This is a genomic window from Streptomyces sp. NPDC000983, from assembly GCF_040299205.1.
Lineage (GTDB): Bacteria > Actinomycetota > Actinomycetes > Streptomycetales > Streptomycetaceae > Streptomyces.
The window spans coordinates 39857-56526 of sequence record NZ_JBEPBM010000029.1 but is presented as its reverse complement, the minus strand read 5'-3'; the positions used below and the strand labels follow the sequence as shown (position 1 = coordinate 56526).

The window sequence follows — 16670 nt, the reverse complement described above, 5'->3', positions numbered from 1 at the left end:
GGCCTGTCGACCAGGACTACGTGAGGACGGGCGATGAACGATCGAGTGGCTCCCGCGATGCACGCGCTGCCCGACGGTGAGGCTGAGCTCACCGTGGTGGTGCGCATCCCCTGGGAGGACGTGGCACGGCTGGGTCAGGAGGCCGGCCGGCTGGCCGCGCAGCACGGCAGGCCGGTGACCCTGGACGAGGCGGTCAGCCACCGGCTGCGGTCCGTGCGGGCCTCGGCCGCGCACGCCAGGCCGAGCACGGCCGAACAGCCCGCCGCGACCGCCGCCGCGGCGACCGGCAGCGGGTCCGTCGCCTCCCTGCCCAGGATCAGCGGCACCGCCTAGAGCCCCCTCGGGAGGTCAGAGGGCCGCCGCCACCGCCTTCACCGCCTTGCGCGCCGCCACCAGCACGGGGTCCCACACCGGGCTGAACGGCGGGGCGTAGCCGAGGTCCAGGGACGTCATGCGCTCGACCGTCATCCCCGCGGTCAGCGCCACCGCGGCGACGTCCACGCGCTTGGCGGCGCCCTCCCCGCCGACGATCTGCACCCCCAGCAGCCGTCCGGTGCGCCGCTCGGCGAGCATCTTGACCGTCATAGTGCCCGCGCCGGGGTAGTAGCCGGCGCGGCTGGTCGACTCCACGGTGGCGGTGACGTACTGGAGCCCCGCCCGGCGGGCGTCCTTCTCGCGCAGGCCGGTGCGGGCGATCTCCAGACCGCACACCTTGCTCACGGCGGTGCCCACCACCCCGGGGAAGGTGGCGTAGCCGCCGCCCGCGTTGGTGCCGATGACCTGACCGTGCTTGTTGGCGTGGGTGCCCAGCGCGATGTGCCGCTGCTGCCCCGAGACCAGGTCGAGGACCTCCACGCAGTCGCCCCCGGCGAAGACGTTCTCGTGCCCGCGCACCCGCATCGCCAGGTCGGTGAGCAGTCCCTGACGGTCCCCCAGGGGCAGTCCCGCCGCCCGCGCCAGCGAGGTCTGCGGACGCACCCCGATCCCCAGCACGACCACGTCCGCCGGGTACTCGGCGTCCGCCGTGGCCACCGCGCTCACCCGCCCGTCGTCCCCGGTGCGGAAGGCGGTGACCTCGGCGTCGTCGACCATCGTGATGCCGAGGCCGGTCATGGCCCGGTGCACCAGCCGCCCCATGTCCGCGTCGAGCGTCGACATCGGCTCCGCGCCCCGGTTGACGACCGTCACCCGGTAGCCGCGGTTGATGAGCGCCTCGGCCATCTCCACGCCGATGTACCCGGCGCCGACCACCACCGCGCGGCGGCCCTCCGTGCCGGCCAGTGTGTCGAGCAGCGCCTGCCCGTCGTCGAGCGTCTGCACGCCGTGCACGCCCGGCGCGTCCACCCCGGGCAGTTCCGGCCGCACCGGCCGCGCCCCGGTCGCGATCACGAGCTTGTCGTACGACGTCCAGGACTCGGCGCCCGTTTCGAGGTCGCGGGCGCGCACCCGCTGTCCGGGTACGTCGATCTCCAGGACCTCGGTGCGCATCCGCAGATCGATGCCCCGGGCGCGGTGCTCCTCGGGCGTACGGGCGATCAGCCGGTCCCGGTCGGGGACGTCGCCGCCCACCCAGTACGGGATCCCGCACGCCGAGTAGGAGGAGAAGCGGCCGCGCTCGAAGGCCACGATCTCCAGTTCGGCGGAGGGCCTCATCCGCCGGGCCTGCGACGCCGCGGACATTCCCGCGGCGTCGCCACCGATCACGACCAGCCGTTCCCTCGCACCCCGCCCAAGGCTCATGTTCATGCGAACACGCTACGGGTGCCGCTCCGTTCGGTCGCCCGCGGTCAGCTCTCCGCGCCGTCGGGGTCCCGCGCCGGGCGGGCCGCGGGCAGCGGGCCGACCGCCGTCTGCACGGGCTCGGCCTCCGCACGACGGCCCGCGCCGCGCCGGGCCAGCCGCACCCAGACCACGACGACGAGGGCCGCGACCGCGGCGAACGGCAGGACGGCCGCGAGGGCCATCACGATCCACCGCAGCGTCGTCACGAAGGCGTCCCAGCCTCCGGTCAGGGCGTCCGCGACGCCCGGGTCGTCGTCCGCCGCGGCCCTCTTCACCGGCGTCTCGGTCAGCGACAGCGTGACGGTGGCCATGCTCGTACGGTCCTTCAGGGACGCCTGCTGGGCGAGGAGGGACTCCAGGTCCGCCTGGCGGGTGCTCAGTTCGCCCTCCAGTGTCACCACGTCGCTCAACTTGGTCGCCTGGTCCATCAGTTCGCGGATACGGGCCACACTCGCCCGCTGCGTCTTGACGCGGCTCTCCACGTCCACGACCTGCTCGGTGACGTCCTGCGCCTTGGCGGAGCGGTCGATCAGCTTGCCGGTGCCCTCCAGATCGGAGAGCACGTCCGCGTAGGAGGCGACGGGCACACGCAGGACGACCCGGGTGCGCTCACGGCCCCGCCCGTCGCGCGTGGTGGTCTCGTTGCCGATGTAGCCGCCCGCGTTCTCGGTGACCGTACGGGCCTCGTCGAGGGCCTTCGGCACGTCCTTGACCTGCACGGTCAGCGAGGCGGTGCGGATGATGTGGCTCGCCGTGGCCCGGGGCGGGGCCTCGGCCCGGCCGGCGCCCGGGTCACCGGCCGCGTAGCCCTCCTCGGTGCCGGGGGCGCCGTCCGCCTGGGACTTCGCCGCCTCGTTGAGACCGGCGCTGTCGGCGCTGTCGGCGCCGCCCGCGGCCCCGGTGCATCCGGTCAGGGCCAGGGCCGCGGCCAGCAGGAGGCCGGCGAGGGCCGGGACGGGTCGTACGGAACGTGGTGCGCGCATGGTGGCGTTACCCCCCGAGGGTCGTGGACTGATGCTTCTTCGACGCCCGGACCGCCCCGGACGTTGGCCTCCGGTGGTTCCGATGCGGTCACGGTCGGGACTCGGGCCGGGCACACCCCCGTCGGCCGACTCCCGGCGGACTCCCGCGGAGCGGGGGCCGAACGGCCCTGGCGGGAACGCCGGTGGTTTTTGAGAGAGTGGGATCATGCACGCAGCGGACACACCGGCGGAGCCCGGGCACGTCATCGTCATCGGGGCCGGGATCGCCGGACTGGCGGCGGCCCACCGACTCCTCGACGGGGGCAGCGACGTGACGGTGCTGGAGGCCACGGAGCGGATCGGCGGCAAGCTGCTGCCCGGCGAGATCGCCGGCGTCCGCGTGGACCTCGGCGCCGAGTCGATGCTGGCCCGCCGCCCCGAGGCCGTCGGCCTGGCCCGCGAGGCCGGTCTCGCCGACCGCCTCCAGCCGCCCGCCACCGCGAGCGCCTCCCTGTGGACCCGGGGTGCCCTGCGCCCCATGCCCAAGGGCCACATCATGGGTGTCCCCGGCACCGCCGCCGCGCTCGCCGGGGTGCTGTCCGAGGAGGGGCTCGCCCGGATCGGCCGGGACGCCGAACTGCCCCGCACCGAGGTCGGCGACGACGTGGCCGTCGGCGCGTACGTGGCCGGACGGCTCGGCCGCGAGGTCGTCGACCGGCTCGTCGAACCCCTGCTCGGCGGGGTGTACGCGGGCGACGCCTACCGCATCTCGCTGCGCTCCGCCGTCCCCCAGCTCTTCCGGGCCGCGCAGAACCACGACTCCCTCACCGAGGCGGTCCGCGAGATCCAGGCACGCGCCGCCGGACAGCAGCAGGCCGGCCCGGTCTTCATGGGCATCGAGGGCGGCATCGGCACCCTCCCGCTCGCCGTCGCCCGGTCCGTGCGGGCCCGCGGCGGCGACATCGTCACCGGCGCCCCCGTCACGGAACTGCGCCGCGCGGCGGACGGCTGGCGGGTCGTCGCGGGCGGGCGGGCCCGGCACGCCGACGCCGTCGTCGTCGCCGTACCGGCGGGCGCCGCCGCCCGGCTGCTCGGCGCCGAGGCACCGGCCGCGGCGCGGGAACTGGCCGCCGTCGAGTACGCCTCCATGGCCCTGGTCACCCTCGCCTACCGGCGCTCCCGGGCCGAGCTCCCCGAGGGCAGCGGCTTCCTGGTGCCGCCCGTCGACGGCCGCACCATCAAGGCCTCGACCTTCGCCTCCCAGAAGTGGGGCTGGATCGCCGAGGAGGACCCGGACGTCGTCGTGGTGCGCACCTCCGTCGGACGCCACGGCGAGACGGAGATCCTCGGCCGGGACGACGCCCACCTCGTCGACGTCTCCCGGCACGACCTCAGAGCCGCCACCGGCCTCGACGCCACCCCGCTCGCCACCCGCGTCACCCGCTGGACCGACGGACTGCCCCAGTACCCCGTCGGCCACCACGCGCGCGTGGCCCGCGTCCGCGAACACGTCGGCCGCGTCCCCGGCCTGGCCGTGTGCGGCGCGGCGTACGACGGTGTCGGCATCCCGGCCTGTGTCGCCAGCGCGTACGCGGCCGTCGACCAGATCCACGGTGACCTGAGCGCGCTGCGCCGGCTCACCGCAGACCCGGTGCAGAGTCTGCACGGAGGAGCAGGAGAATAAAACGCATGAGTGACGACGCCCCCACCACCGAGTCCGGCAGGATCCCGAACAAGGGCAAGCTGGCCAAGGACCTCAACGAGGTCATCCGCTACACCCTCTGGTCCGTCTTCAAGCTCAAGGACGTCCTCCCCGAGGACCGCGGCGGCTACGCCGACGAGGTCCAGGAGCTGTTCGAGAAGCTGGCCGCCAAGGACGTGACGATCCGCGGCACCTACGACCTGTCCGGGCTGCGCGCCGACGCCGACGTCATGATCTGGTGGCACGCCGAGACCAGCGACCAGCTCCAGGAGGCGTACAACCTCTTCCGCCGCACCCGGCTGGGCCGCGCCCTGGAGCCGGTCTGGTCGAACATGGCGCTGCACCGCCCCGCCGAGTTCAACCGCTCGCACATCCCGGCGTTCCTCGCCGACGAGACGCCCCGCGACTACGTCAGCGTCTACCCCTTCGTGCGCTCCTACGACTGGTACCTGCTGCCCGACGAGGACCGCCGCCGGATGCTCGCCGACCACGGCAAGATGGCCCGCGGCTACCCGGACGTCCGTGCCAACACGGTCGCCTCGTTCTCGCTGGGCGACTACGAGTGGATCCTCGCCTTCGAGGCGGACGAGCTGTACCGCATCGTGGACCTGATGCGTCATCTGCGCGCCTCGGAGGCCCGGATGCACGTGCGCGAGGAGGTCCCCTTCTACACGGGCCGCCGCAAGTCGGTCGCGGACCTGGTCGCCGGGCTCGCCTAGGCGAACCCGGATCCCAGGTCCGGGGGTCTCAGGTCCCGGGTGTCTCAGCCGGCCGGGCTCGGCTCCGGGCGCGGCGCGCACGCGGCGCGCCGCGCCGGCAGCCGTCCCTCCAGCAGATAGGCCTCCACCCGGGCGTTGACGCACGGGTTCGACCCGCCCGCGATGCCGTGGGTGCCGGTGTCCCGCTCGGTCACCAGCACCGAGTCCCACAGCCGCCGGTGCAGCTCCAGCGCGCCCTCGTAGGGCGCCGCGGCGTCCCGCTCGGCGGCCAGGATCAGCGTCGGCGGCAGCTCACCGGGCCCGGTCCGCACGTCGACCGGCTGCTGCCGCGGCCCGGACCAGTACGCGCAGGGCAGGTTCGCCCACACGTTGTCCCAGGTCTCGAACGGCGCGACCCGGGCGAGCCGGGTGTTGTCCCGGTCCCACACCCGCCAGTCGGTGGGCCAGGCCGCGTCGTTGCACTCGACGGCTGTGTAGACCGCCTTGCTGTTCTCCGCCTCGACGGCCGCCTCCGTCACCGGCGCCGCGATGTCGATCAGCGGCTGCGGATCGCCCTTCAGGTACGCCGACAGCGCCTCGGCGCGGTACGGCCAGTAGTCGTCGTAGTAGCCGGCCTGGAGGAACGCCCCCTGGAGCTGGGCGGGACCGACCTTGCCGCCCGCCGGTTCCTCGGCGAGCCGGGCCCGGGCCCGCTCGTAGCTGCGCAGCACCTTCCCCGGGGTGTCGCCCAGCCCGTACACCCCGTGGTGCTCCGCGATCCACTCCCGCAGATCCGCCCAGCGGCCCTCGAACGCGGCGGACTGGGCGAGGTTGTTGCGGTACCAGACCTGCTCCGGGTCGGGGTTCACCGCCGCGTCGAACACCATCCGCCGTACGTGCGAGGGGAACAGGGTCGCGTACAGGGCGCCGTAGTAGGTGCCGTACGAGGCGCCCATGAACGTCAGCTTCCTCTCGCCCAGCGCGGCCCGCAGGACGTCCAGGTCACGGGCGTTGTTGAGGGAGTGGTAGTGCCTCAGGGCGCTGCCGCCCCGCTGGGCGCAGCCGCGCGCGTACGCCTTGGCCTGCGCGATGCGCTCACGCTTGTACGACTCCGAGGGGTGGGTGGGCGCCGGCCCGGGGCCCTTGAAGAAGCGGGCGGGGTCGGTGCAGGACAGGGGGGCGCTGCGGCCCACCCCGCGCGGGTCGTAGCCGACGAGGTCGTAGGCCGCGCCGAGGCGCTTCCACTCGGGCATCAGGCCGATCAGCGGGAAGTACAGGCCCGAGGCGCCGGGGCCGCCGGGGTTGAAGACCAGGGCGCCCTGCCGGGGCACCCGGTGCTTGCTGTTGTGCGGGTCCTTGTGGGTGGCCCGCACCCGGCTGACCGTCAGTTCGATCTGCTTGCCGTGGGGATACGCGTAGTCGAGCGGCACCTTCACCGTGCCGCACCGCAGGCTGCCCGGCATGTCCTGCTCGGTGGAGCAGGAGCCGAAGTCGATCCCGGTGGCCCGGGCGCGGGCCGCGGCCACCGCGGTGCCGCGCAGTTCGGCGATGCCGGGCACGGCCCGGCCGCCGTCGGCCGGGGCCGCGGGGGCACCCGAGAGGGCTGTCAGGAGCAGCGACCCTGCGGCCGAGTACAGGACGGGGGCTCTCATCGCGTATCCCTTCGGTGCACGGACGCAACAAAAGGGATGTTTCGTTCGGCGGGGGGCGAAGGCAAGCACCGTACGGCGGGTGTCGGCGCGGATTCCCCCGGTGCGCCCCCGGGGTCAGTCCCGCCAGAGGGGCTCGCGCCGCTCGAAGGCGGCGCGCAGGTCCGGCTCGCCGACCGCGTGGACGCCCCGTACGGCGACCGTGGTGAGGTAGGTGCCCTCGTCGCCGCGCGGGGCACGCCGGGCCAGGGCGCCGAGCAGGCGCTGGCCGGCCGGGGAGGCCCAGCGGGAGTAGGGGTGGACCTCGACGCGGGCGATGGCCAGGCAGGCCAGGCTCAGGGTGAGCGGCAGCCCGAACCAGAGGGCGACGAGTTGCCGGGGCATGTCCGCCTCGCCCGGCATGAACAGGGCGATCGCGCCCAGTACCAGGACGACCACCGCGGCGAGCTGCACCTGGCGGACGGCGGCCGCGATGCCGGACCGGGCGCCCGCGGGCACGGCGAGACCGGCCCGGACGAGCCGCTCGGCGAGGCTGCCCACCGCCTCCGCGCCCGCCGCCGCGTCCCGCACCGGCTCTATCCGGGACTGCCCCTCGGGCCCGATCGCGCCTATGACGGACCGCTCCATGTCGTCCCGGCCGCGCGGGTCGACGACCGTCGCCCAGCCCGTGCGGGCGAGCAGCAGCCGGCGCTGGCGGGCCATCGAGACCAGGGTCAGATCGGCGACCCGGCGGGGGCCGCCGGAGAGGAACGCGGCCTCGTACAGCGTCAGGTCGTGGGCGTGGCCCGCTTTCACGTCCGCGGTCGCGGCGGCCACGGCGGCCCGGCACAGGCGGATGCAGGCGGCGCCGGCGACGGCCCAGGCGAGCAGCAGGAGAAGGACCCAGAACATGCCGCGTTTCTATGCCAAGGACCCCGGGGACGCCATGGGTTGTTCACAATCCGGACGGAGCGTTGCGGGTATGTGACGTTCCGGTTGGTCCGGACCGATGCTCACCGCAGGCTCACGGACCGCCGTATCCGGGCCAGCCGGGACCGGCCGCGCGGGGCCGGGCCGGAGCGCTCCAGCCACCACTCGCGCAGTTCCCGCCGCGCCCGGCCGTCCAACGGCCCCTCCACGTCGAGGAGTTGCCCGGCGAAGTCGAGGGCGTCCCGGCGGTAGCCGCCGGTCATCGGGGTGCCCTGCGCGTAGGCGAGGAACGCCGGCCGGTACCGCGGGCCCAGGATCACCGGCAGTTCGGGCGCCACCTTCGCCACCACGTCCGCCCGCTTCCCGGCGAGCGCCCGCGACTGCACCCGCAGCCGGGTCCGGTCGAACCCCTCGGGCACGGGCGTCCCGGCGACGAGCGCCGACAGCAGCGCGGTCTGGGCCAGCCCGAGCCGCTCACGCGCGGGCGCCCCGGCCGCTGCCACGGGGACCGGGTCCGGCACGGCTCGCGCCGGCGCCTGCTCCCGGCCGCCCTTGGCGACCGCGGCCCTGATCCCGGCCAGCTCCCGCTCCAGTTCGGCCGGCTCGGGGAAGTTCTCGTCCCGCTCCAGCAGGACTCCGGGCGGGGCGATCCGGGAGGCGAGGTCGGTGAGCACGTCGAGGACCGGCCGCGGCACCGGGTGGGCGTGGCTGTCGTGCCAGACGCCGTCCCGCTCGAACCCGCCCGCGACATGGACGTACGCGATGGCCTCCAGGGGGAGTTCGGCGAGCGCCAGGGCCGGGTCCTCGCCCCGGTTGACGCGGTTGGTGTGCAGGTTGGCGACGTCGATGAGGAGCCGTACGCCGGTGCGGTCCACGAGGTCGTAGAGGAACTGGCCCTCGGTCATCTCCTCGCCGGGCCAGGAGATCAGCGCGGCGATGTTCTCCACGGCGAGCGGGACGGGCAGCGCGTCCTGGGCGATCCGGACGTTCTCGCACAGCACGGCGAGCGCGTCCCGGGTGCGCGGCACGGGCAGCAGATGGCCGGCCTCCAGGCGCGGCGAGGCGGTGAGCGGGCCGCCCGCCCGGACGAAGGCGATGTGCTCGGTGACCAGCGGTGAGCCCAGCGCGCCGGCCGTCTCGGCGAGGTCCTTCAGCCGCCCCTCGTCGGGCCGGTCCGCGCCGCCGAGGCCGAGCGAGACCCCGTGCGGGACGACGGTGACCCCGCGCTCGCGCAGCCGCCGCAGCGACTCGGGCAGATGCCCCGGGCACACGTTCTCCGCCACGGCCTCGACCCAGTCGATGCCCGGCATGCGCTCCACGGCGTCCGCGATCTCCGGCCGCCACCCGATCCCCGTACCCAGTCGCTCCATGCCCGTCCCCCTCCACCGACCGCGTGCAGGGGGTATCGCCCCGGCGCGGGCCGGTGAATCCACGCGGGGCGTGCTTCAGAGCAACATTTGAGGTTGGGCTACGGCGTGCGCAGCGCCGGGTGGTCGGCGACCACCGTGCACGAGCCGGGGGCGATCTCGGTGAAGCCCGCGTCCCGCACCACCGGCAGCCCGGCGGCGGCCAGCCGCGGCCAGTCCTCGGGGGACGCCGTCCGCACGGCGAGCGGGAAGCCTGCGTCGCGCCAGGCCGCGCGCTCCGCCCCGGACAGCTCCAGCCACGCGAGCTGGGCGCCGTGCCCGGCCTGCGCCATCGCCTTGCCCGCCGACATGTCGAGGTCGGGGCTGAGCCACAGCACGGGCGCCGAGGGGTCCGCGGCCGGCGGCGGCTCGGGGTCGTCGAGATCGGTGCCGGAGACCTGGAGCTTGGCGAGTTCCTTGGGCCAGCCGTCCAGCGGCACCGGCGGGAAGACCCGCACCTCGGCCGATCCGCCCGTCACCGTGATCCCCGGCAGGGCCTCGGCCCGCCGCCACTCGGCGCCCCGGGCCCGCCGGACGACCTTGCGGATCCGGCCGTCCTGCCAGTCCCGCACGGCGTCGGCCCACTCGCCCTCACCCAGCACCCGCTCGTCGGACAGCAGCACCAGGACGGCGCGGGCGGCGGTCTCCAGGGCGTCGGTACGGGCGGGGGGTGCCGCCCGCTCGATCCGGACGACCAGCGGCAGCACGAACTGCGGTGCCCGGTCGCGCGGGGACGGCTCGGAACGGAAGGGGCTCTCGGCGGACGTGGATGCGTGGCTCACCCGGCCAGTCTGCCAGCCGGGACCCCGCCGGCCACCGCCGGTGCCGGGCCGCGCGGATCACCCCGAGCAGGCGGTCCGCTCGGCCTCCCGCCACTCGCACACCGGGCACAGCGTGATGCCCTTGTACGCCTCCGGGTACTCCGTCGGCTCCCGGCACAGCACGCACTCCGCGTACGGCGGCCCGTCGGCCCGGGGCGGTTTCGTGGCGTCGGCGATCGTGCAGTAGTCGGCGTCGCTCATGACTCCAGGGTAGGACCCTCACCCCCGGTGGCCGGCGGCCCCGATCAGCTCGGAGACCTTCACGAAGCGGAACCCCTGGCGCCGCAGCTCGGGCACGATGCTGCGGACGGCGCGCTCGGTGACCGGGGCGGCGCTGCGCGTGCAGTGCAGGACGACGACCGATCCGGGCCGTACCCCGTCCAGGACCTGCCGGGCGACGGCGTCGGCGTCGGTGGCGAAGGCGTCCCCGCTCACCACGTCCCACTGCACGGCGGTCACCCCCGCCGGGGTCAGCGCCCTCAGCGCCCGCCGGTCGTGACAGCCGCCGGGGAAGCGGAAGTACGGCATCGCGTTCGCCACGCCCACCTGCCGGAAGGCGGCGTAGGCCCGCTCCACGTCCGCCCGCATCCGGTCCTCGGAGACGGTCGGCAGGCCGTAGCAGTCCCCGGTGAAGGCGTGGTGGCTGTAGGAGTGGTTGGCCACCTCGAACAGCGGGTCCCGGCCGATGCCACGGGCCTGCGCGGGGTACTCCTCGGCCCACCGGCCGGTCATGAACACGGTCGCCGGCACCTTCAGCTCCCGCAGGGCGGCGATGAGTCCGGGGTTGTCGAACCGCTCGCCGCCGGCCGCACGCGGCCCCTGGTCGGCGGTCATGTCGGCGTCGAAGGTGAGGGCGAGCACCTTGCCCGCGGTCCGGGAGCCGTGGTGGAAGAGAGGGGTCAGCCCGGCCGGCCCCGGCGCCAGGGTCGGGACCGCCGACGGGCGGACCGAGGGGGCGGCGGGCGCGGGCCGGGCGGCCCGGGGCGGCTCGGGGGCGGCACAGGAGGTGAGGGCGGCGGCGAGCAGGCAGAGGGCGGTGACGTGACGTACAGGAAGGATCACCGTACGAACATAATGGGACTAATCGGACGAATCCTGGATTGGCCTGCCGTCCCGCGCGGGGCGACAGTCATGGCTCCGGGCCGACAGCCCTGGCTCCGGGCCGGCTGCCGCGGCCCGGGGTGTGGATCGTGGACGTTCGTTCGCGAGGGTCTCGGGTCTCGGGGTTGAAGTTGCCGTTGCGGCAGCTCCTACCGTCGTGACCAGGGCCGGAGACGCCGGCCCGGCGACACACACATGCGGGAGTCGTGATGGACCGGCCGATCTCGGAGGTGGCCCGGATGTCGGGCGTGACCGCCCGGACACTGCGCCACTACGACGAGACGGGCCTGCTGCCGCCGGCCCGGATCGGTGCCAACGGTCACCGCTACTACGAGGAGCGCCAGCTGCTGAGGCTGCAGCAGATCCTCGTGCTGCGGGCCCTGGGCGTCGGGCTGCCGGAGATCGGCCGGATCCTGTCGGAGCAGGTCGACGAGGTGGATGCCCTGCGCGGCCACCACCAGCGACTCATCGCGGAACGGGATCGGCTCGACACCCTGGCCGGCACCGTTTCCCGCACGATCGCCGAACTGGAGCAGTCCAGGAAGGACGGCCACCCCATGACCATCAACCGACCGGAGAACCTCTTCGAAGGCGTGAGCCCCTCGCAGTACGAGGAGAACATGCGCGACTTCCCCGAACTCGCCGACGAGGTCGCACGACGCGCCGACACGATGAGCCAGGCCGACGCCGACGCCGCGCACCGTGAGCGCACCGCGCAGATGATCCGGCTGGCCGACCTCATGGCCGCGGGCCACCCGGCCGACGCCGACCCGGTCCAGGCCGAGATCGACGCCCGGTGCCGGGCCCTGACCGGACTGCGCGCCGTCTCCGCCGAGGACTACCGGGCCATCGGACGCTCCGTCGTCGACAACGGGACGTGGCGTGCCGCCTACGAGGCCATCGCTTCCGGTCTGGCGGCGTACCAGCGCGACGCGATCGAGGCCTACGCCACCACCCGGCTGAACCGAGGCCGGCGCAACCGCCGTCGCGGGAGGAGCCGCGGCGGCGGTTGCGCACGGCGGCGCGGTCCGCTGATCGGTTCCGAGTGCCCGTGGCTGCCTCGGCACGGTGCGACAGCCGCGGCACCGATGTTCCCGGGGCCGGGCTACCTCCGCCAGGGGCCGGTCACCGCGAAGGTCGTCCCCGGGGTGTAGCAGTTGACGTACATGGTCCGGCCGTCGGGGGAGAAGGCGACGCCGGCGAACTCGCCCCACTCCGGGGCCCCGGGAGTGCCGATGTCCTGGGCGTTGCGGGCCATCGCGTAGACCTCGCCGCGCCGGGTGACGCCGTAGACGTGCTGGGCGCCGTTGCCGTCCTCGCAGACCATCAGGCCGCCCGAGGGCGCCAGGCAGATGTTGTCGGGGGACTCGCCGGGCAGCTGGACGTCGGTGTCGGGGCCGAAGACGATCACCAGGGTCAGGCTGCGCCGCGCCGGGTCGTAGCGCCAGATCTGCCCGTAGTGGTCGCCTGCCGACCCCTCGGAGCTGCGGGCGAAGGACGACACGAAGTAGACCGAACGGCCGCCCCAGTAGCAGCCCTCCAGCTTCTGCGCGTGGGTGATGCCGCGCGGGCCGAAGTCCTGGTGGCGGATCGGGGTCCCGGCGGCCAGCGGGTCGGGTACGTCCACCCACTCGACGTGGTCGAAGCGCGCGCCGGTCTCCTGGATCGACGACAGGTCCGGGACGCCCGGGACCCGCATCGCCTGGAGGCGCCCGCCGGCGCGCAGCGAACCGCCCCCGCCCAGGGGCCTGCGCGGCAGGAAGCGGTAGAAGAGGCCGAAGGGCCGCTGGAAGGCGTCCTCGGTCTCGTAGACGACGCCGCTGCTCGGGTCGACGGCGATCGCCTCGTGCTGGAAGCGGCCCATCGCGGTGAGCGGGACCGCGCCGCTGCGGTGCGGGTCGGCCGGGTCGACCTCGAAGATGAAGCCGTGGTCCTTGGTGTAGCCGTTGGTGCCGGCCCGGTCCTCGGTCTCCTCGCAGGTCAGCCAGGTGCCCCAGGGGGTGGGCCCGCCCGCGCAGTTGACGGCCGTACCGGCGACGGCGACCCGCTCGGAGAGCACCTCGCCGCGCGCGTCCAGGGTGAGGGCGGTACAGCCGCCCTTGCCCTCGGGGTCGTAGGTCAGCCCCTCGACCGTGGGGACCGGGAGGCGGGCGGTGTGGCGGTTCTCGTGGTTGCGCACCAGGTGGACGCGGCCGTGGCGGCCGGGCAGCGCGGTCATGCCGTCGTGGTTGGAGGGCACCGGGCCCTCTCCGGAGCGCAGCGGGTCGCCCTCGCGGGAGAGCACCCGGTAGCGGAAACCCTCCGGCAGGTCGAGGAGGCCGTCCGGGTCGGGGACGAGCGGGCCGTAGCCGGTGTGGCCCAGGTTCTGCGCGGCGGCGGTGCCCGCGAAGAGTTCGCTCAGGTTTCCGGCGAAGGCGATCGAGACGCCGACGGCGCCGGTACGGGCGAGCAGTTGACGGCGTGTCTGGGAGCCGTGCTCAGGCATGGGGGAACCTTCCTGCTGGCGGACAGGACTGCGGTCACGCCGTGTCTACCATCTGGCGTCGGCCAGGTGAACCACGCGCGTAGAGCGTGTTCAGCCTTCCCCGGGCCCGGGCGGGGCCGGTTGCTGGGCGCGTTCCAGGAAGCGCAGCAGCTCCACCGGGAACGGCAGCACCAGGGTGGAGTTCTTCTCCGCGGCGACGGCCACCACCGTCTGGAGCAGGCGGAGTTGGAGGGCGGAGGGGGTGTCCTCCATCTGCTGGGCGGCCTCGGCGAGCTTCTTCGACGCCTGGAGTTCGGCGTCGGCGTTGATGATCCGGGCCCGCCGCTCCCGGTCCGCCTCGGCCTGCCGGGCCATCGACCGCTTCATGGACTCGGGCAGGGAGACGTCCTTGATCTCCACGCGGTCGATCTGCACGCCCCAGCCGATCGCCGGGCTGTCGATCATCAGCTCCAGCCCCTGGTTGAGCTTCTCCCGGTCCGAGAGGAGGTCGTCCAGATCGCTCTTGCCGATGATGGAACGCAGTGAGGTCTGCGCCATCTGCGAGACCGCGAACCGGTAGTCCTCGACGTTCACGACGGCCGCCGAGGGGTCCACGACCTTGAAGTAGACGACCGCGTCCACCCGCACGGTGACGTTGTCCCGGGTGATGCCCTCCTGGGCCGGCACCGGCATCGTCACGATCTGCATGTTCACATGGCGCAGCCGGTCCATGCCGGGCACCACCAGCGCGAGCCCCGGCTGGCGGACGTTCTCGCGCAGCCGCCCCAGCCGGAAGACGACGCCGCGTTCGTACTGCTTGACGATCCGGGCCGCGGCGGTGAGGTAGACCAGCCCGGCGGCGCCGGCGGCCGCGGCAGCGATCAGCAGGTCCTCGACCATGACGACCTCCCTGTCAGAGGTCCGGTGTGTTCGCGTGTTCGCTTATTAGACGATATGCCCCCGTTGTCGGTGGGGGTATGCCTCGCCCCGGGGTCGGGGCGAGGGGTATGTCTGGCCCCAGGGCCAGGGCCAGGGCCAGGGCCAGGGCCGGGACCGCGAGCGCTCCCGGTCCCGGCCCCCGGGGCCCGTCGTCACCTCACCGGCTGGTGACCCGTACCGGTTCCGTCCCGGCCGCGCTGTGCCGCTCGGCCCAGTTGTGCAGGGCCGTACGGCAGGCGTGGTCCAGGTGGTGCAGTCCGGACAGGTCCAGCTCCACCGGACGGTCCCGGGGCAGCGCCTCCAGGCTGTCGAGGATCCTCGGCAGCCGGAGGAAGGTGGCGTTGCCCGACAGATGGGCCTGCACCGGGCCCGCGCCCTTGTCCACGACCTCCAGCTTCAGGTGCGAGGCGTCCCAGGCGGTCTTGGCCACCGCCAGCGCCAGACCGATCAGGACGCCCTCGAACATGCTGACCGCGACGATCGACACGGCGGTGACGACCAGGATCAGCGCCTCGCCCCGGTGCTCGCGCCAGAGCGAGCGGACGGTGCGCACCGGGATCAGCTTGGCGCCCGCGTGCACCAGTACGGCCGCCAGGGCGGGGACGGGGATCAGGGCCAGCACGGACGGCAGCAGCGCCGCGAACAGCAGCAGCCACACCCCGTGCAGCACCCGGGACGCCCGGGTGCGGGCGCCGGCCTGGACGTTGGCCGAGCTGCGCACGATCACCGCGGTCATCGGCAGCGCGCCCAGCGCCCCGCAGACCGTGTTGCCCGCGCCCTGCGCGATCAGCTCCTTGTCGTACGCGGTCCGCGGGCCGTCGTGCATCCGGTCCACGGCCGCCGCGCTGAACAGCGACTCGGCCGACGCGATCAGCGTGAACGCGACGATCGTGGCGAGCAGGCCCGGCCCGGCCGCCTCGGTGAGGGAGTCGAGCGACGGCGGCTGTACGGAGTCCAGCAGGCCGCTGATCTCCACCGTGGCCACCGGCAGCGCACACATCACCGAGACCCCGGTCGCCAGGCCCACCGCGGCGAGCGGACCGGGCACCGTGCGCACCGCGGCCGGCAGCCGCGGCCACAGCACCAGCACGGCCAGCGTGCCGACGCCCAGCCCGAGTGCGGCCAGAGCCTCGGTGTCGCCGAGGGCGCCGGCGAGTGCGCCGGGCAGCCCGGCCAGCTTCGCCAGGCCCGAGGCCGGGGCCTCGGCGCCGGTCATCGCGTAGAGCTGGCCGGCGATCAGGACCAGGCCGATGCCCGCCAGCATGCCCTCGACGACGGAGACCGAGATGGCCCGGAACCAGCGCCCGAGCCGCAGCGCGCCCATGAGTACCTGGAGCAGCCCGGTGGCCAGCACGATCACCCCGAGCGCGGGCAGCCCGAACTCCTGGACCGCCTCCAGCACCAGCACCGTCAGACCGGCGGCCGGACCGGACACCTGGAGGCTGCTGCCCCGCATCAGTCCGGTGACGACTCCGCCCACGATGCCGGTGACCAGGCCCAGTTCGGCCGGGACACCGGAGGCGACGGCCACCCCCAGACAGAGCGGGAGCGCGACCAGGAAGACGACCAGCGACGCGGCGAAGTCCCGCCGCAGGTGCGGGAGTCGGGTCATCCCGGCGCTCACAGCGCTTCGAAGGAGTCGGTCCGCGCGCGGTGTTCCAGGACGGCGCCGGTGTGCACCTCGTAGTACCAGGCGCGCAGCGTCAACCGGCCCTCGGCCAGCCGCCGTTCGACGAACGGGTACGACCGCAGCCGCAGCAGCTGGGTCAGCACATGGCTCTGCACGCCCTCGGTGACGGCCGGGTCCTCGGCCGCCCCCGCGGGGCGCGGCGTCGCGTGCGCCAGCCAGTCGCGCACGGCGGGTACGGCGTCCAGGTCGTCGCCGCGCACCAGCGCGCCGACCGCTCCGCAGTGCGAGTGGCCGCAGACCACGATGTCGCGGACGCCGAGCACCTCGACCGCGTACTCGATGGTGGCCGCCTCGCTGGTGGGGTGCGCGGCGGGCGGCGGGACGATGTTGCCCGCGGTGCGCAGCTCGAAGAGCTCACCGGGGCGGGCGCCCGTGATCAGTGCCGGGACGACCCGGGAATCGGAGCAGGTGATGAACAGGACCTGGGGGGACTGGCCTTGGGCGAGCCCGGCGAACTCCTCGGGGCGCTGACCGAAGGAACGGGCGTGGTCGATGAGGGGCTGCATGGTGGTGACTTCCTCCTGGCGCGCCGTGGCGGCGCGTCGGA

15 protein-coding genes and 1 pseudogene are annotated in these 16670 nt (G+C 74.3%); 4 read left to right on the top strand and 12 right to left on the bottom strand.

Features of this window, described 5'->3' with window-relative positions:
* Positions 1 to 33 precede the first annotated feature (33 nt).
* Positions 34 to 333, top strand: a complete 300-nt coding sequence (locus ABT296_RS27985) for a hypothetical protein (RefSeq protein WP_351931430.1) — start codon at positions 34 to 36, stop codon at positions 331 to 333.
* 15 nt (positions 334 to 348) lie between these two features.
* Here ABT296_RS27985 and ABT296_RS27980 read toward each other — a convergent pair whose 3' ends face one another.
* Together ABT296_RS27980 and ABT296_RS27975 are read right to left on the bottom strand one after the other, a co-directional pair.
* The gene (locus tag ABT296_RS27980; RefSeq protein ID WP_351931429.1) at positions 349 to 1746 is read right to left on the bottom strand and encodes an FAD-dependent oxidoreductase; all 1398 of its coding nucleotides are present in this window, start codon (positions 1744 to 1746) and stop codon (positions 349 to 351) included.
* A 41-nt stretch (positions 1747 to 1787) separates the two neighbouring features.
* Entirely contained in the window at positions 1788 to 2765 is a 978-nt protein-coding gene (locus tag ABT296_RS27975) for a DUF4349 domain-containing protein (protein ID WP_351931428.1), read from the bottom strand.
* A 205-nt stretch (positions 2766 to 2970) separates the two neighbouring features.
* On the opposite strand from ABT296_RS27975, the gene hemG reads away from it, so the two are divergent.
* On the top strand, positions 2971 to 4428 hold the full coding sequence (hemG, locus tag ABT296_RS27970; protein ID WP_351931427.1) for a protoporphyrinogen oxidase: 1458 nt from the start codon (positions 2971 to 2973) through the stop codon (positions 4426 to 4428).
* Between the two features lie 5 nt (positions 4429 to 4433).
* Positions 4434 to 5165, top strand: coding sequence for a hydrogen peroxide-dependent heme synthase (gene hemQ / locus ABT296_RS27965; RefSeq protein WP_351931426.1), 732 nt, complete (start codon positions 4434 to 4436; stop codon positions 5163 to 5165).
* Between the two features lie 44 nt (positions 5166 to 5209).
* On the opposite strand, the gene ABT296_RS27960 is transcribed toward hemQ, so the two are convergent.
* From ABT296_RS27960 to ABT296_RS27935, 6 genes are all read right to left on the bottom strand, one after another.
* Positions 5210 to 6796 carry an alpha/beta hydrolase gene (locus tag ABT296_RS27960; protein ID WP_351931425.1) on the bottom strand — a complete coding sequence of 529 codons (1587 nt, stop codon included), beginning with the start codon at positions 6794 to 6796 and terminating at the stop codon, positions 5210 to 5212.
* A gap of 114 nt (positions 6797 to 6910) precedes the next feature.
* Entirely contained in the window at positions 6911 to 7684 is a 774-nt protein-coding gene (locus ABT296_RS27955; RefSeq protein WP_351931424.1) for a TIGR04222 domain-containing membrane protein, read from the bottom strand.
* A gap of 101 nt (positions 7685 to 7785) precedes the next feature.
* Positions 7786 to 9072 (bottom strand): MbnB/TglH/ChrH family RiPP precursor modification enzyme, encoded by a 1287-nt coding sequence (locus ABT296_RS27950; protein ID WP_351931423.1) that lies wholly within the window; start codon positions 9070 to 9072, stop codon positions 7786 to 7788.
* A gap of 98 nt (positions 9073 to 9170) precedes the next feature.
* Positions 9171 to 9890: a peptidyl-tRNA hydrolase gene (locus ABT296_RS27945; RefSeq protein ID WP_351931422.1), complete on the bottom strand. Its 720-nt coding sequence runs from the start codon at positions 9888 to 9890 to the stop codon at positions 9171 to 9173.
* A gap of 57 nt (positions 9891 to 9947) precedes the next feature.
* A complete protein-coding gene (locus tag ABT296_RS27940) occupies positions 9948 to 10130 on the bottom strand; it encodes a hypothetical protein (protein WP_351931421.1) in 183 nt (60 codons plus the stop codon).
* Between the two features lie 18 nt (positions 10131 to 10148).
* On the bottom strand, positions 10149 to 10991 hold the full coding sequence (locus ABT296_RS27935) for a polysaccharide deacetylase family protein (protein WP_351931420.1): 843 nt from the start codon (positions 10989 to 10991) through the stop codon (positions 10149 to 10151).
* Positions 10992 to 11239: 248 nt separating this feature from the next.
* On the opposite strand from ABT296_RS27935, the pseudogene ABT296_RS27930 reads away from it, so the two are divergent.
* A pseudogene (locus ABT296_RS27930) lies at positions 11240 to 11992 on the top strand (MerR family transcriptional regulator); the annotation flags it as partial.
* Positions 11993 to 12135: 143 nt separating this feature from the next.
* On the opposite strand, the gene ABT296_RS27925 reads toward ABT296_RS27930, so the two are convergent.
* From ABT296_RS27925 to ABT296_RS27910, 4 genes are all read right to left on the bottom strand, one after another.
* Positions 12136 to 13515: a PhoX family protein gene (locus tag ABT296_RS27925; RefSeq protein WP_351931419.1), complete on the bottom strand. Its 1380-nt coding sequence runs from the start codon at positions 13513 to 13515 to the stop codon at positions 12136 to 12138.
* A gap of 90 nt (positions 13516 to 13605) precedes the next feature.
* Positions 13606 to 14394, bottom strand: a complete 789-nt coding sequence (locus ABT296_RS27920) for a slipin family protein (protein WP_351931418.1) — start codon at positions 14392 to 14394, stop codon at positions 13606 to 13608.
* Between the two features lie 196 nt (positions 14395 to 14590).
* A complete protein-coding gene (locus tag ABT296_RS27915) occupies positions 14591 to 16045 on the bottom strand; it encodes a SulP family inorganic anion transporter (RefSeq protein ID WP_351931417.1) in 1455 nt (484 codons plus the stop codon).
* A gap of 8 nt (positions 16046 to 16053) precedes the next feature.
* A complete protein-coding gene (locus ABT296_RS27910) occupies positions 16054 to 16629 on the bottom strand; it encodes a carbonic anhydrase (RefSeq protein ID WP_351931416.1) in 576 nt (191 codons plus the stop codon).
* Positions 16630 to 16670: the final 41 nt, after the last annotated feature.